General features: G+C 69.2%; 16 protein-coding genes and 1 pseudogene. 7 read left to right on the top strand and 10 right to left on the bottom strand.

What is annotated here, in order from left to right; translation table 11 throughout:
• The 9 genes from ACWGCN_RS30785 to ACWGCN_RS30745 all read right to left on the bottom strand — a co-directional run bounded on the left by ACWGCN_RS30785 (position 1) and on the right by ACWGCN_RS30745 (position 7,620).
• Positions 1–831, bottom strand: coding sequence for a putative RNA methyltransferase (locus ACWGCN_RS30785; RefSeq protein WP_452459391.1), 831 nt, complete (start codon positions 829–831; stop codon positions 1–3).
• Complete coding sequence (locus tag ACWGCN_RS30780; RefSeq protein ID WP_011211259.1) at positions 828–995, bottom strand: DUF3117 domain-containing protein; 168 nt, start codon at positions 993–995, stop codon at positions 828–830. The genes ACWGCN_RS30785 and ACWGCN_RS30780 overlap by 4 nt, the downstream gene beginning before the upstream one ends.
• A 106-nt stretch (positions 996–1,101) precedes the next feature.
• Positions 1,102–1,734 carry a DNA-3-methyladenine glycosylase I gene (locus tag ACWGCN_RS30775; protein ID WP_378993379.1) on the bottom strand — a complete coding sequence of 211 codons (633 nt, stop codon included), beginning with the start codon at positions 1,732–1,734 and terminating at the stop codon, positions 1,102–1,104.
• The gene (locus ACWGCN_RS30770; protein WP_378638270.1) at positions 1,731–2,051 is read right to left on the bottom strand and encodes a DivIVA domain-containing protein; all 321 of its coding nucleotides are present in this window, start codon (positions 2,049–2,051) and stop codon (positions 1,731–1,733) included. Before ACWGCN_RS30770 ends, ACWGCN_RS30775 begins: the two co-directional genes overlap by 4 nt.
• Positions 2,052–2,088: 37 nt before the next feature.
• The gene (locus ACWGCN_RS30765; RefSeq protein ID WP_378993380.1) at positions 2,089–3,225 is read right to left on the bottom strand and encodes an Mrp/NBP35 family ATP-binding protein; all 1,137 of its coding nucleotides are present in this window, start codon (positions 3,223–3,225) and stop codon (positions 2,089–2,091) included.
• 73 nt (positions 3,226–3,298) lie between these two features.
• Positions 3,299–4,162: a lytic transglycosylase domain-containing protein gene (locus tag ACWGCN_RS30760; RefSeq protein ID WP_378993381.1), complete on the bottom strand. Its 864-nt coding sequence runs from the start codon at positions 4,160–4,162 to the stop codon at positions 3,299–3,301.
• Between the two features lie 96 nt (positions 4,163–4,258).
• Complete coding sequence (locus ACWGCN_RS30755) at positions 4,259–5,623, bottom strand: lytic transglycosylase domain-containing protein (RefSeq protein ID WP_452459385.1); 1,365 nt, start codon at positions 5,621–5,623, stop codon at positions 4,259–4,261.
• 111 nt (positions 5,624–5,734) lie between these two features.
• Positions 5,735–6,325, bottom strand: a complete 591-nt coding sequence (locus ACWGCN_RS30750) for a DUF1003 domain-containing protein (protein WP_378993385.1) — start codon at positions 6,323–6,325, stop codon at positions 5,735–5,737.
• Positions 6,322–7,620 carry a magnesium transporter MgtE N-terminal domain-containing protein gene (locus tag ACWGCN_RS30745; RefSeq protein ID WP_378993386.1) on the bottom strand — a complete coding sequence of 433 codons (1,299 nt, stop codon included), beginning with the start codon at positions 7,618–7,620 and terminating at the stop codon, positions 6,322–6,324. The genes ACWGCN_RS30750 and ACWGCN_RS30745 overlap by 4 nt, the downstream gene beginning before the upstream one ends.
• Before the next feature lie 52 nt (positions 7,621–7,672).
• Here ACWGCN_RS30745 and ACWGCN_RS30740 point away from each other — a divergent pair, with 52 nt between their 5' ends.
• The 3 genes from ACWGCN_RS30740 (at position 7,673) to ACWGCN_RS30730 (ending at position 9,749) form a co-directional block, all read left to right on the top strand.
• Positions 7,673–8,602 (top strand): HpcH/HpaI aldolase/citrate lyase family protein, encoded by a 930-nt coding sequence (locus ACWGCN_RS30740; RefSeq protein WP_449963718.1) that lies wholly within the window; start codon positions 7,673–7,675, stop codon positions 8,600–8,602.
• Positions 8,603–8,668: 66 nt separating this feature from the next.
• The gene (locus tag ACWGCN_RS30735) at positions 8,669–9,163 is read left to right on the top strand and encodes a general stress protein (RefSeq protein ID WP_056813349.1); all 495 of its coding nucleotides are present in this window, start codon (positions 8,669–8,671) and stop codon (positions 9,161–9,163) included.
• 4 nt (positions 9,164–9,167) lie between these two features.
• Positions 9,168–9,749: a suppressor of fused domain protein gene (locus tag ACWGCN_RS30730; RefSeq protein ID WP_378993390.1), complete on the top strand. Its 582-nt coding sequence runs from the start codon at positions 9,168–9,170 to the stop codon at positions 9,747–9,749.
• Here the strand turns inward: ACWGCN_RS30730 and ACWGCN_RS30725 are convergent.
• Complete coding sequence (locus ACWGCN_RS30725; protein ID WP_378993566.1) at positions 9,746–10,834, bottom strand: magnesium and cobalt transport protein CorA; 1,089 nt, start codon at positions 10,832–10,834, stop codon at positions 9,746–9,748. The genes ACWGCN_RS30730 and ACWGCN_RS30725 overlap by 4 nt on opposite strands.
• 67 nt (positions 10,835–10,901) lie before the next feature.
• On the opposite strand from ACWGCN_RS30725, the gene ACWGCN_RS30720 reads away from it, so the two are divergent.
• The 4 genes and pseudogenes from ACWGCN_RS30720 to ACWGCN_RS30705 form a co-directional block, all read left to right on the top strand.
• Positions 10,902–11,756: a PHP domain-containing protein gene (locus tag ACWGCN_RS30720; protein ID WP_378638284.1), complete on the top strand. Its 855-nt coding sequence runs from the start codon at positions 10,902–10,904 to the stop codon at positions 11,754–11,756.
• Positions 11,753–12,019: a hypothetical protein gene (locus ACWGCN_RS30715; protein WP_452459384.1), complete on the top strand. Its 267-nt coding sequence runs from the start codon at positions 11,753–11,755 to the stop codon at positions 12,017–12,019. Before ACWGCN_RS30720 ends, ACWGCN_RS30715 begins: the two co-directional genes overlap by 4 nt.
• A 51-nt stretch (positions 12,020–12,070) precedes the next feature.
• Complete coding sequence (locus tag ACWGCN_RS30710; protein ID WP_452459383.1) at positions 12,071–13,627, top strand: FAD-binding protein; 1,557 nt, start codon at positions 12,071–12,073, stop codon at positions 13,625–13,627.
• 434 nt (positions 13,628–14,061) lie between these two features.
• Positions 14,062–14,219, top strand: a pseudogene (locus tag ACWGCN_RS30705) (NAD-dependent malic enzyme); the annotation flags it as partial.

The following is a 14,219-nucleotide window of genomic DNA, read 5'->3' as shown; positions in this document are numbered from 1 at the left end:
TCAGCGGTTCGGCAGATAGGTCGACACGGTGACCGACGCCGTCACTTCGGTGGTGTCCGAGAGTGCCGCGATGCGTGGATCGTCGGCGGGGGTGCGGTGGAAGGCCGACGGGCCCATCGCGACGACACGGGTGACATCGGTGCGCGACAGCTTCATCGGGAACTCGACGAGGGTGTGCTCGGCACGGGCGAACGCGCCGGCGAGTGAGTCGGCCAGGCGCCGGTCCTTGTCCGGATCGACGCCCACCATGCCGAGGGGGCCGATCAGCTCGCCCAGATGACGCGTCGTGGGAGTGACGACGACGAAGCGTCCGTCGGCCGCGAGGACGCGGGCGACCTCGGCGGGGTTGCGCGGGGCGAACACCGAGAGCACGCCGGTGACGGCGTCCTCGCGCAGTGGCAGGCCACGCCAGGCGTCGGCCAGCACGGAGGCCGCGCGCGGGTGCGCCCGCGCGGCGCGGCGGGCGGCGGGCTTGGCCACGTCCAAGGCGATGCCGAGGGCATCGGGATGCGCGTCGAGCACGTCGGCGAGGTAGTAGCCCGTGCCCGCCCCGATTTCGAGCACCGTCGCGGCGGTGTCGAAGGCACGAGCGATCGCCGCGGCGATCGGGGCGAAATGGCCCGCACCCTGGAAAGCGGCGCGGGCGTCGAGCATGTCGGCGGTGTCGCCGGTCATTTTCGTCGATGCGCCGGTCAGCAGTCCCACGTAGCCCTGGCGAGCGATGTCGAAGCTGTGACCGGTACCGCATCGCAGCGCACGATCGTGCGGTTGCAGCTCGTCGCCGCACTCCGGGCAGGCCAGAAGTGCGGCGACCTCGGTCAGCGCATTCAGCTGGTGACGCTCTTCAGTTCGTCACCGAGCGCCGCAGCCTCGTCCGGTGTGAGTTCGACGACCAGACGCCCGCCACCCTCGAGTGGAACCCGCATGACGATTCCACGACCTTCCTTGGTTGCTTCGAGGGGACCGTCCCCGGTACGGGGCTTCATGGCCGCCATCCTCTGCTCCCTCCAGATCTGCGCGGTGGTTCTGCGCACTGTTTTCTCGTCTGCCGGTTGTCGCCAACCAGCGGGCTCGCCGGGTGTTCGGCGGGCCACACCGGTCCTATTCTTCCCTATTGCCGTCGCGGGCGGACACCTGAGTGCGAAATGTGACTGCGGAGTCGGTTCCGTTCGGTACCGCTGTCACCCAGCAAACATCCAGGTGATCGTCCACCATGCCGGTTGCCTGCATGAGGGCATACGCCGTCGTCGGACCGACGAAAGCGAACCCTCGGCGCTTCAATTCCTTTGCCAGAGCAATGGATTCGGGTGTGGTGGCGGGCACATTCTCGATCGAGGCCGGCCGTGGGCGTGGCGCGGGTGCGAACGACCACAGCAGCTCGTCCAGGCTCACCGGCAGGTCGCGAGCAACCCGGGCGTTGTTGATCACCGCGTCGATCTTGGCGCGGTTTCGCACGATGCCCGCGTCGGCCAGCAGCCGCGCGCGGTCGTGATCGCCGAACTCGGCGACCTTCGCGATCTCGAAACCGGCGAACGCGCTGCGGAAGGCGGGCCGCTTACGCAGGACGGTGATCCAGGCCAGCCCGGACTGGAAGGCCTCGAGGCAGAGCCGTTCGAACATGGCGTCGTCACCGTGCAGGGGCTGGCCCCATTCGGTGTCGTGGTAATCGCGGTACAGCTGCGAGCCGGTCGACCAGTCGCAGCGCACGAGGCCGTCGTCGGCGAGCTCGCTCACCCGCGATCCTGGCCCGCCGCCACCTGCGCCTGCCACTGCCGAGCCTGCGCCAGCTCGAACTCGAGTTCGTCGATCCGCTCGGCCAGCCTGCCCAGCGCCCAGTCGACCTCGCCGGCCTTGTACCCGCGCACCACCTGCTGGAATCGCAACGCCCGCACATCGGCCCCCGTGACGCCGTCGGCGGGCAGCACGGTAGCGGTGGTCCCCTCGGGTAAGGGCCCGAGCTCCTCGGACCGCCCGAATACCGCACTGGCGACGAGGAACAGCATCGCCGCGACCAACCCGACGATGAGCACGTATAGAAGCAGCGTCAGCATGAAGCCAGCCTAGGCAACGCCACTGACAAGTCCCGAATCAGAGATGACGGGTGGTATCGATTCCCAGTGACATGCCTGCCAGGCCGCGCTTGCGGACGGCGAGTTTGTCGGCGATACCGAGCAGGGCGACGGCGGCGGGGTTCGCCGGGTCGGAGAGCACGATCGGGTTGCCGTCGTCGCCGCCTTCGCGCAGGGCCTGCTCGATCGGGACCTGGCCGAGCAGGGGCACATTCGAGCCGACGGCGCGGGTGAGGCGGTCGGCGACGACCTGGCCGCCGCCGGAGCCGTACAGCTCCATGCGTGAACCATCCGGCAGGTCGAGCCAGGACATGTTCTCCACGACCCCGGCGATGCGCTGGCGGGTCTGCAGGGCGATCGCACCGGCACGCTCGGCCACCTCGGCGGCGGCGATCTGCGGGGTGGTGACGACCAGGATCTCGGCGCTCGGGATGAGCTGGGCGAGGGAGATCGCGACGTCGCCGGTGCCGGGCGGCAGGTCGAGCAGCAGCACGTCCAGGTCGCCCCAGAACACGTCGGCGAGGAACTGCTGCAGCGCGCGGTGCAGCATCGGACCACGCCACACCACGGGGGTATTGCCCTGGGTGAACTGCGCGATCGAGATCATCTTCACGTCGTGCGCCACCGGCGGCATGATCATCCGCTCGACCTGGGTGGGCTTGGCGTCGGAGCCGAGCATGCGCGGGATGGAGTGGCCGTAGATATCGGCGTCGAGCACACCGACCGACAGTCCGCGCTGGGCCAGCGCCACGGCGAGGTTGGCGGTGACGCTGGACTTGCCGACGCCGCCCTTACCGGAAGCCACCGCGTAGACGCGGGTCAGCGAGCCGGGCTGGGCGAACGGGATGATCGGCTCGGCCGAATCGCCACGCAGGGACTTGCGCAGCTCGGTGCGCTGCTCATCGCTCATCACATCGAGATCGACGGTCACCGCCCCCGCGCCGTTGACATCCGCGACGGCCTTGGTGACCCGCTGAACGATCTCGGTCCGCAACGGGCACCCGGAGGTGGTCAGGTAGATCTCGATGTGCACGTCACCGCTGTCGGCGATGGCGATGGACTTGACCATCCCCAACTCGGTGATCGGTTTGCGGATCTCCGGGTCGTCGACCTTCGCGAGCGCCGCCCGCACATCCGCTTCCGTAATCACTGACATACCCCCGATGTTATGCGTCCCCGGATCGGTCGACGATCCGGGGACGACAGTCGCTGGCCGGTAGGCCCGCTTCCTAGTGGATTCGGGGGAGGTCCTGGGGCTTGGGGGCGAGGCCGCTGGAGTAGGAACCCGACCAGGCCATCACGTTGGCGACGTAGGCCATCGAGTTGTTGTAGCGCAGGATCGCCTTCGACTGCTGGGAGAGGTCGCGCATGTTCAGGCCGCCGTCGCACAGGTAGCGACCCGCGGTGAGGGCCGCGTCGAAGAGGTTCTGGGGGTCGGCGATGCCGTCGGCGTTGCCGTCGGCGGCGTAGCGGTGCCAGGTCTCGGGCAGGAACTGCATCGGGCCGATGGCGCGGTCGTAGCCGCCGAGGCCGTCGAGGTCGCCGCCGTCGGTGTCGTGGATGACATTGTTGCCGGAGAGGCTGCCGTCGAGGACGGGCCCGTAGACCGCCTTGATCGGGTTACCCTGCGCGTCGGCCTTGCCGTAGGCGTGGGTGGATTCGACGCGGCCGATGCCGGCCAGCAGCGACCAGGACATCCCGCAGTGCGGGTTCTCCACGGCCAGTTGCTGTTCGGCGGTCTGGTAGGCGGCAACGGCGATGCCCGGAATGCCGAGCGGACCCGCGGGCAGATCGGCGGACGCGCGATCATCCGGCAGTGCAACGGTTTTCACGACCGGCGCGGCCGAGGGGGACTGGCGCGCTTCCGCGTGGACGATCTCGGCGATGTCGGCCTGGGGCGACGAGACCAGATCGGCCGTAGCCTCCGGCTCGGCGCCGGGCAGCAGGTCGTGCTCGACAGCTGCGTTGGTTGCCGTGGTCGCCTCGGTGGCGGCCGCGGTCACGGCTACCAGTCCGGCGGGGACCAATCCGGTCAGTGCGATGAGCGAGCTACGGCGAACTGTCGTAGCAGGCTGTTTCCGATGACGACCCACTGTGTGGTGCCCTCCTCAACCGTGTTGGATGAGAAGAGATTACCGCACCCGAGACCTTTTTGTTACCCCTCCGTGATCTGTATTTCGGTTTGATTTCTACGGGGCTGGTGCGGGGGCGGGCGGCAGCGGGATGACGATGCCGAACGGCAGCGTGATGCCGGGCTGCTGGGTGGGCGCCACCGGCGCGGGCTCGGCGGGTGCGGGCTCCTCGGCCGGGCCGACACCCGGTTCCGGTGTCTTCTCCGGTGTGGTGGGTGCCGGGGTCTCCGTGGGTGCGACCGTCGTCGGGGTACACGCGGCGGGCTCGACCACCGGCTGCTCGGGTGCGGCCGGATCCTTCGGCGCCGCAGCGCCGTAGGTCTGCTCGGCGGGCTTGTCGGCGGGCTGCGGCTCGGGTGCGAGCGGGTTCGGCATCTGCGCGGGCAGCGGTTCGCTCACGCACGTCTCGGGCGGTGCGACCGGCGCCGGGCAGAAGATCCCGCAGGGGATCGGTGGCAGACCGGGGAGCGTGATCATCACCTGTGTGGGCGTGGTGACCTTGGGCGTTGTCGGGGTGGGCGTGGTGGTGGGCGTGGGCGTGTTGGTCGAGGCCGCCAGCACATTGGGCGCCACCAGCGGACCGCTGCCCGGCGGGATGATCTCCGGCGAGATGGCCACCTGACTCGGCGCGCCGCCGGTCCGGTATGCCGCCGACCAGCTCAGCACGTTGGCCGCGTAGGACATCGAGTTGTTGTAGCGCAGCACCGCCCGCAACTCCTGGGCCGCCTCGCGCAGGTTCATGCCGCCCGAGCAGAGGTACTTGCCCGCGGCCAGCGCCGCGTCGAAGACATTGTGCGGGTCCGAGGCGCCGTCGCCGTTGCCGTCGGCGGCGTAGTGCGCCCAGGTGCTCGGCAGGAACTGCATCGGCCCGAGGGCTCGCACGAAACCGCCGTCGGCTTCCTTGATCACCTCGTTGCCGGGCAGGGTGCCGTCGAGCGCGGGGCCGAAGATCGGCGTCGTCGTCGTACCGGCGGCGTCGGTGCGGCCACTGCTGGCGTGTCCGGATTCGATCCGGCCGATGCCCGCGAGCAGGTTCCAGGTGAGCCCGCAGCCCGGCTGCGCGGATTCCATGGCCAGCTCGGCGTTGCGGTAGGCGGCGAGCACGATCTCCGGGATGCCGAGTGCGCCGCTGCCCGTTGGCAGCGAAATACTTTGCAGCGGAACGGTTCCTGCGAAGGGTGCGGCGGTGTTGGCGTTGAGCGCGCGCAACCGGCGCGGCGCCTCCTGCGCGACCGGCAGCAGGCCGACGATCTCGGACGGATCGGTTTCGGGTGTGTCCTCGGCGGTGCTCGCCGTGGCCGCCAGCAGGGCCTCCGGTGCGGTCGGCGCGGTGCTCGGGTCGCTGGTGTGCACCCCGGACCCGGAGGCGACCAGACCTGCGACTACAAGGGCCGACATCGTTATCGGAGCAGAAATTCGCACGGCCACACCCTTTTCGTCGAAAAGCGGCAGGCCGCAGAGTCCCCCTCCGGCCCACCCGGAACAACGTGATCCAGGTTACCTACCGGTCAGGAAGTTGTTGAGCATTTCCGGTCATACATCTGGAGCACCAGGCGAAATCGGGGCGGAAGAGGCCGTTTGACCGGAGGTTTTCTTGCGGACCGCTTTTCGCTTTTTGTCCGGCTTCGGCGCGCCGTCGGGCGTGGTGACCGCATCGATGCGGTCGAGCACGTCCTTGATCTCCTCCAGCTCACGCCGCAGGTAGTCGCGGGTGGCGACCTCGCCCACCGCCAGCCGCAGCGAGGCGAGTTCGCGGGCGAGGAACTCGGTATCGGCCTTGGTCTGCGCGGCCCGGGTCCGGTCCTCTTCGAGCGAGACCTTGTCCCTGTTGTCCTGCCGGTTCTGCGCCAGCAGGATCAGCGGCGCCGCATAGGCGGCCTGGGTGGAGAAGGCCAGGTTGAGCAGGATGAACGGGTACGGATCCCAGCGCAGCGCCACCGCGAACACATTGAGCAGGATCCACACGATCACGATCACCGTCTGGATCGCGAGATAGCGTCCGGTGCCGAGGAACCGGGCGACGCGCTCACTGGCCTGCGCGAACGCGTCCGAATCCCAGTCGAAGCGGAAGCGCGACCCGACCGGCGTCTCCAAGCGTTGCCGCGCCGGATTCTTCTCACTCATGCCGTGCTCCCGCTCGCCTCGACCTGCTGCAGCGCCGGAGGCTCTTCTTCGCGCCAATCCTCGGGCAGCAGATGATCGAGGACGTCGTCGACGGTCACCGCGCCGAGCAGATGGTTCTCCGCGTCGACCACCGGCCCGCACACCAGGTTGTAGGTGGCGAAATAGCGGGTCACCGCCGAGAGCGGCAGGTCGGGTGACAGCGGCGCCAGGTCACTGTCGACGATCCCGCCCACCAGGTGCGCGGGCGGTTCCCGCAGCAGCTGCTGAATGTGCACACAGCCCAGGTAGCGGCCGGTCGGCGTGGCCGTGGGTGGTCGCACGACGAAGGCCATCGAGGCCAGCGCGGGCGTGAGGTCGGGGTCGCGGACCCGGGCCAGCGCTTCGGCGACGGTCGTCGCGGGCCCGAGGACGACCGGTTTCGGCGTCATCAGACCGCCCGCCGTGTCGGGGGAGTGCGCGAGCAGCCGGCGCACCGGTTCGGATTCCTCGGGATCCATCAGGGCCAGCAGCGATTCGGCTTCGCTTTCGGGCAGTTCGCCGAGCAGGTCGGCGGCGTCGTCAGGGTCCATCGCCTCGAGCACGTCGGCGGCGCGGCGCACCTCGAGATGGCCGAGCAGGTCGACCTGGTCGTCGTCGGGCAGTTCCTGGACCACGTCGGCGAGGCGTTCGTCGTCGAGAGCGATCGCCACCTCGATGCGACGTTTCTCCGGCAGCTCACGCAACCGGTGCGCCACGTCGGCCGCGCGCAGCCCCTCGAACTGGGTGAGCAGGGTGGTCACGTCCTGGCCGGGCCGGTCCACCTCGGCCGGGGTGAGCCCGTCGACCTGCGACCACTCGACCACGTGCACCGAGCGCCTGCGCCCGATCCGCCGATGCCCGCGTACCGCGACCCGGCTGACGATCCAATCCCTTGTCCTGGTCTGCTCGATCCCGAGGTCGGCGACGAGCACGTCGATATCGGCCAGGTCCGGCAGATCCGGGTCGTTCACGCGTACCGGCGAATCGAGGATCTGGGCCATGGCCAGGCGTTCGCCGGGGCGCTGGGCGAAGCGGCGCAGGCTCACGGTCCCGGTATTGAGGGTGACCATGCCGGGTTCGATCGCGGTGACCCGCAGCATCGGCACGAAAATGCGTCGCCGGGTGAGCAATTCGACGACGAGTCCGTGCACACGCGGCGGCTGGCGTCCGTGCCGGACGGCGACGACCACGTCGCGGACCCGGCCGATAGACTCCCCGTCCGGACCCAGCACCGTCAGGCCGGCGAGCCGGGCGACATACACCCTGGTGGTTGCCATGACCATCAGGCTATCGGTCGGGGACGGCCGCACCAGTCAGGAGGCACTCCTCATGAAGCCACGTCGTTCGGTGCTCGCAGTGCCGGGTAGCAACCCGAAAATGATCGCGAAGGCGAAGACGCTGCCGGTCGACGAGGTGTTCCTCGATCTGGAGGACGCGGTCGCCCCCGGCGCCAAGGCGGCCGCGCGGGCGAATATCGTCGCGGCCCTGAACGAACCGGGCTGGGGTTCGCAGTTGCGGGTGGTGCGGGTCAACGACTGGTCCACCGAATGGACCTTCGCCGATGTGATCAGCGTGGTCGAGGGCGCGGGCAGCTGGCTCGACGCGATCCTGTTGCCCAAGGTCACCGACGCGGGGCAGGTGCAGGCGCTCGATCTGCTGCTCACCCAGGTGGAGAAGGCCAGCGGCCTCGAGGTCGGCCGGATCGGCATCGAACCGCAGATCGAGAACGCGCTCGGACTGCGCAATATCGACGCCATCGCCACCGCGAGCCCGCGCGTGCAGACGCTGGTGTTCGGGCCCGCCGATTTCATGGCCAGTATCAATATGCGCACGTTGGTGGTGGGCGAGCAGCCGGAAGGCTACGACGTCGGCGACGCCTACCACCACATCCTGATGACGATCCTGCTCGCCGCCCGCGCCCACGGGCTGCAGGCGATCGACGGTCCCTACCTGCAGATTCGCGATGTCGACGGCTTCCGCCGGGCCGCTGCTCGCACGGCCGCGCTGGGTTTCGACGGCAAGTGGGTACTGCATCCCGGCCAGGTGGACGCGGCCAACGAGATCTTCAGTCCACGTCAGGCCGACTACGACCGCGCCGAGTTGATCTTGGAGACCTACGCCTTCCACACCTCCGAGGCCGGTGGCGCGCGTGGCGCTGTCATGTTGGGGGATGAGATGATCGACGAAGCGAGCGCCAAGATGGCACAGGTTGTCGCCGACAAGGGGCGCGCCGCGGGGATGGCGAGAACCGGCGCTTGATCCCGCGGGGGTGGAATGGCGCGTTTCACTGCGGCACAGTCGGTCGACGAATAGCAGAATAGGACTATGACGAATCCCTTGGGCAACTCGAATCGCGGGCGGCAGGCGTTGCCGACGCCGCCGTCGGGCTGGCCGGTCGGCTCGTATCCGACCTACGCCGAGGCGCAGCGTGCGGTCGACTACCTGGCCGACGGGCAGTTCCCGGTGCAGGATGTGACCATCGTCGGTGTCGATCTGATGCAGGTGGAGCGGGTGCTGTACCGGCTCACGTGGGGCAAGGTCATCGGCGGCGGCGTGGTGTCGGGTGCCTGGCTCGGCCTGTTCCTCGGTCTGTTGCTGAGCCTGTTCACCACCACCGGCGGTGCGCTCGGCCCGCTCGTCGTCGGTCTGCTCGGCGGCATCGTCTTCGGCGTCATCACCACGTCGATCCCGTACGCGGCTACCAAGGGTCAGCGCGACTTCGCCTCGACCATGCAGCTGGTCGCGGGCCGTTACGACGTGCTGTGCGATCCGAAGTCCGCCGAACAAGCCCGCGACATGCTCGCCCGATTGGCCCTGTAGCGCGATGGATGTGGAGAACACGGTTCGCGCCGCGGTGCTGGACCACTTCGATGTCGAACGCGCACAGGTCGATTCGGCGTCGCTGACCTTCCTCGGGCTGGAACCCGTCGAGATCCTGCGTATTCCCGGCGACGGCGCGGTCCACTACGCGACGCTGGGCGGTTCCCGTCATCCGATGGGCGATCCGACCGATCTGCTGGCCGACCCGGTGCGCGGACCGCGCGCGGAACTGGTCCTGACGCTGCTGATGAGCGCCGACCCGCAGGTCGGGGTGGCCAAATCCCTCGGTGTGCTGGTCGCCTCGCCCGCGGTGGAAGGCGTTGTGTTGCAGGCCGACGCGCTACTCGATCTCGGAGAACCGCTGTGGCGCAACGCGAAGTTCACCGCGGTCGTGCTCGGTGAGAGCGATATTCCCGCGATCGCGCTGCCGGACCCGGCCGACCCGGTGCGCTACCTCAGCGTCACCCCGGTGACCGCGACCGAGGCCGCCTGGGTGCGCGTGCGTGGCGCCCAGGCATTGCGCGACGCCTGGGCCGAAGCCGGGATCGACGTGCGTGATCCCGAGCGCGGTGCGGTGAATCTCTAGAGCCAGCCGTTGCGGCGGAAGCTGCGGAACAGCACCGCGCACAGCACCGCCATCACGATCAGCACCACGGGATAGCCCCACACCTGGTGCAGCTCCCACATGTGGTCGAAGTTCATGCCGTAAACGCCCGCGATCATCGTGGGTACCGCCGCCATCGCGGCATAGGCCGAGATCTTGCGCATGTCGGTGTTCTGCTGAACGCTGATCTTGGCCAGCGCGGCATTGACCAACCCGCTGAGCGCCTCGTCGAAGTAGCTGATGTGATCGGAGACGCTGGCCTGGTGATCGGCCACGTCGCGCAGATAGCGCCGGATCTCGGTCGGCACCGGTAAGTCGGTGTTGTTCACCAGCCGCTCCAGCGGAACCGCCAGCGGCGCGACCGCCCTTCGCAATTCCACCACTTCGCGTTTGAGCTGGTAGATCGAGCCGATGCCGATCTTCGAGGCGGGCGTGAACACCGCCTCCTCCATTTCGTCGATGTCGACGCCGACGGACTCGGTGACATCGACGTAGGTGTCGACGATGTGGTCGGCGACGGCGTGCAACACCGCGGTCGGCCCGTATTTCAGCTGCTCGGGCTGCTTTTCGAGCTCGTGGCGCACAGTGGACAGGTGGGTGTGCTCGCCGTGGCGCACCGTGACGGCGAAGCGCGGCCCGGTGAAGACCATGATGTCGCCGGTCTCCACGATCTCGCTGGTCGAGTCGATGTCGTGTTCGACGTAACAGACCGTGCTCATCACCAGGAACAGGGTGTCGCCGTAGCGCTCGAGCTTGGGGCGTTGCCTGCCCTGCACCGCGTCCTCCACCGCCAGTGGGTGCAGGTCGAAGATCGAGGCGATGTCGTTCATCTGCCGCTCGTCCGGGTCGTGCAGGCCGATCCAGACGAATCCCGCATCGGTCTTCTCCGCCGCGGTCAGCGCCTGTTGCGGTGTGAAATGTCCCGGCTGCCGCTCGCCGTCGACGTAGACCCCGCAGTCGACGATCGCTCGTGCCGTCGGTACGGGGACCCGCGGTCGCGGAGTTTTCGTCGCGCGATGGGGCCCGTGGAACGACGGCATCGGCGGAAATGAGGGCACCGAGTGGATCCTACGGGCACCGTCCTCGCGCACCCGGGAACGCGCGGGACCCGACACCGCACTGTAAGACTGAGGTGTGCGCATCGACCTGCATACCCATTCCACCGCCTCCGACGGCACCGACACCCCCGCCGAACTGGTGCGGCATGCCGCGGCGGCCGGCCTCGACGTCGTCGCGATCACCGACCACGACACCACCGGTGGCTGGGCCGAGGCCGAGGCTGCCCGCCCCTCGGGACTCACCCTGGTGCGTGGCATGGAGATGTCGTGCACGGGCATGGGGGAGGACGGCTACCCCGTGCCGGTGCACCTGCTGGCGTATCTGTTCGACCCCACCGACCGCGGTTTCGCCGAGGAGCGCGAGCGGCTGCGCGGCGAGCGGGTGGCCAGAGTGCGGGCGATGGCCGAGAAGATGGCGGCCGACGGACTACCGATCGATCCCGTCGATGTGATGGCGACCGCGGGTCCGGCGGTGGGCAGGCCGCATCTGGCGCAGGCACTGGTCGCGGCGGGCGTGGTCGAGAGCGTGAATGCCGCGTTCGTCGATCTGCTCGCGCCGCACGGGCCGTACTACGCCGAGAAGGCCGACACCCCGCTGCCGAGGGCCGTGCGGCTGATCGCGGCCGCGGGCGGAGTCAGCGTGATCGCCCATGCTCGCGCACGCAAGCGGGGCAGGCTGCTGGCACTCGACGACATCAGGGAGCTGGCCGGCCTCGGCCTCGGTGGGCTCGAGATCGACCACCCTGATCACAGCGAAGCCGATCGTCTTGTGCTGACCGGGCTTTCGCGAGAACTGGGCTTGGTGCGCACCGGCTCGTCGGACTATCACGGCAGCAACAAGACCATCGAGATCGGCGCGTGTGGCACCGATCCCGATCAGTACGAAGCACTCATCGACAAGGCGAGCGGGACGCCGGTGATCGCCCCGTGACGCTGTTGCGTGCGGTCAGCGGCATTGTCGCGGGTGGGGTACTCGTGCTCTTGTGCGTGGTCGTCGGCGCGGCGGTGATCGGCTCGCGCCGCGACTTTCCCGGGCCGGGCGCGGAATCGCTGGCGTGGCATTTCGTGGCCGCGGTCGTGGTGGTCGTCGCGCAGGTCTTCGCCGATCGGCGCCGCGGTGTGGCCACGCTGTTCGGGTCCGCGGCGGTCTTGGTCACGGCCGGTGTATTGCTTTGGACACAATGGTGGGGTTGACGGCCGCGTAATGGTTGCGGACGGGTGAACTGTGCCCGAATATTTCTCTTTGTGACCAGCATCGAAACGGATGTCTTGATCCTCGGCGGTGGACCCGCCGGGCTCTGGGCTGCTGTCTCGGCCGCGGGGACGGGCGCGCGGGTGGTGCTGGTCGACAAGAGTCGCTGCGGTTCCAGCGGTCCCACCGTGTACGGCACGACCGTGCTCTGGGATATTCCGCCCGGTCCGGGCCGCGCGGAGGCGGTCGAGGAGATGTTCGTCTCCGGCGGCGGGCTCGGGGATCGGGCCTGGCTGCACCGCGTGGTCGACGAGACCCACCGGCGATTGCAGACCTGGTCGGGCACCCGCCATCGCGTGCCCGATCCGAGCGGCGACCCGGCCCACGCGCACTTCGACGGCGCGAGCTACCTGCGCCGGCTCCGGCGCGGCGCGCTGGAGGCGGGCGTGCGCATCCTCGATCATCATCCGGCGCTGCAATTGCTGGTCGACCCGGCGGGCACCGTGGTCGGTGCGGCGGGGGTCCAGCGCCACAACAAGTTTCGGCCGTGGGTCATCCGGGCAGGCGCGGTCGTGGTCGCCACCGGTGGTTGCGCGTTCCTGTCCGGCGGTGCGGGCACCGAGGTGAGTACCGGCGAGGGCCTGCTGATGGCGGCCGAGGCAGGCGCCGAACTGTGCGGGATGGAATTCTCCAGTGCCTACGGGCTGGCGCCGGTGCTGTCGCGAGTCCATCCGCATCCGGCGGTCGCGCCCGGGCTGTCGGTGCATTTCGCTGCCCTCTACGACGAAGCGGGCGCCGAACTGCCCGACCGGTACCCGGCGGCGCTCACCGCCATCGCGGACGGCCGGCGGGTCTTCGCGGCGCTGAGCGAGGTGCCCGACACCGTCCGGCACTGGCTGAGCAGGCACGGCGCGGTCGACGCCGCGGGCCGGGTGCCCGTGCGGGCGGTACTGGCGGGAACGATCCGTGGCGCGGGCGGGCTGGCCCTCGCCGATACCGATTGCTCGACGACGATCCGCGGCCTGTTCGGTGCCGGCGATGTGACCGGCCGGCAGATCGTCACCGGAGCGGCCGGCGCCCGCGGCGGCCTCAACGGGGCCTGGGCGCTGGCCTCGGGCACCTGGGCGGGGCAGGGCGCCGCCGCGTTCGCGGTCGCCAACGAAAGGGCGAGCAGTGCGAGTCCGGTGCCGGGCGCGGGCCTCGGGCCGCACGCCCACATCGACCCGCGGTCGGTGATCGGCCTGGTGCAGGAGCACACGCTGCCGCTGCGCCGCAGTTACCGGCGCAGCGCGGGCAGCCTCGGCGACAGCATCGCCGAACTGGACGCGATGTGGCCCGGCGCCCAGTTCGACCTGGGTGGCCTCGGGGTGGGGCAGCTGCGGGCTCGCCAGGCGGCTGCGCTGCTCGCCGTCGCCCGGTGGGCGGGCTACAGCGCGCTCGTGCGCACCGAGAGCCGCGGTATCCACCGCCGCATCGACCACCCCGCCGCGCACTCGGACTGGCTGGTCCGGCTGCGCTGCGGCGGGCTCGACGACGTGTGGGTGCGCCGGGAGGAATGGCCGGAGCCACTCGGTGGCGAGCTCACCGCGGCCACCCCCGCCACGGTGTGAAAGTTCACCGGATGTTCCCGCTGCGCTGCGAGTTTTCGCTTACGCCACGGCAATTCGACACGGCTACGCTCGACACATGACGCGGTTTGGCAATCGACGCATCGTGCTGGCAGAATATTGCGGATTCCCTTCCCTTGCCACCGCCGGGTTCGGGGAAACATCGGTGACCTTCCGCCGTGCGACGCACCGTCGCAGCGTTGGTCGACCCGTTTTGCTCGCCCGGACACACCCGTCCGGTTCCGCTCGGCGGATCAGTGCCGCGCCACGTGTACCGGTTGCCACCGTGAAACGCGTGCGGACGCGCACCCGATGAGCGTCGTAGCGCATCAGCGTCGTAGCGATCCGGCGTCCCAGAAATTCGTAGTTCCGATATACCCGGCGGTAACCGTCCCCCGGTTGAGCCCGACTCGAGCAGGAGTGAAATCGTGTCACCTGTGACTGACGCACCGAATGCCACCGCGGCGCCCAAGGCCGATGACGCAGCGAGCCTCGCTGCGATCACCCAGGAGGAGATCTTCGCGGGTCACCTCGGTGGAAAGCTGTCTGTCGAGCTCAGCGCCCCCCTCGAGACCCAGCGCGACCTGTCCATCGC

This window comes from Nocardia sp. NPDC055050, from assembly GCF_053608345.1.
This window is presented reverse-complemented; position numbering and strand designations above follow the sequence as displayed.

Excerpts from the sequence above, each read along its gene's own strand:
- ACWGCN_RS30740 (WP_449963718.1), top strand. The coding sequence starts at position 7,673 with ATGAAGCCACGTCGTTCGGTGCTCGCAGTGCCGGGTAGCAACCCGAAA.
- ACWGCN_RS30765 (WP_378993380.1), bottom strand. The coding sequence starts at position 3,225 with ATGTCAGTGATTACGGAAGCGGATGTGCGGGCGGCGCTCGCGAAGGTC.
- ACWGCN_RS30750 (WP_378993385.1), bottom strand. The coding sequence starts at position 6,325 with ATGAGTGAGAAGAATCCGGCGCGGCAACGCTTGGAGACGCCGGTCGGG.
- ACWGCN_RS30745 (WP_378993386.1), bottom strand. The coding sequence starts at position 7,620 with ATGGCAACCACCAGGGTGTATGTCGCCCGGCTCGCCGGCCTGACGGTG.
- ACWGCN_RS30770 (WP_378638270.1), bottom strand. The coding sequence starts at position 2,051 with ATGCTGACGCTGCTTCTATACGTGCTCATCGTCGGGTTGGTCGCGGCG.
- ACWGCN_RS30780 (WP_011211259.1), bottom strand. The coding sequence starts at position 995 with ATGGCGGCCATGAAGCCCCGTACCGGGGACGGTCCCCTCGAAGCAACC.
- ACWGCN_RS30735 (WP_056813349.1), top strand. The coding sequence starts at position 8,669 with ATGACGAATCCCTTGGGCAACTCGAATCGCGGGCGGCAGGCGTTGCCG.
- ACWGCN_RS30730 (WP_378993390.1), top strand. The coding sequence starts at position 9,168 with ATGGATGTGGAGAACACGGTTCGCGCCGCGGTGCTGGACCACTTCGAT.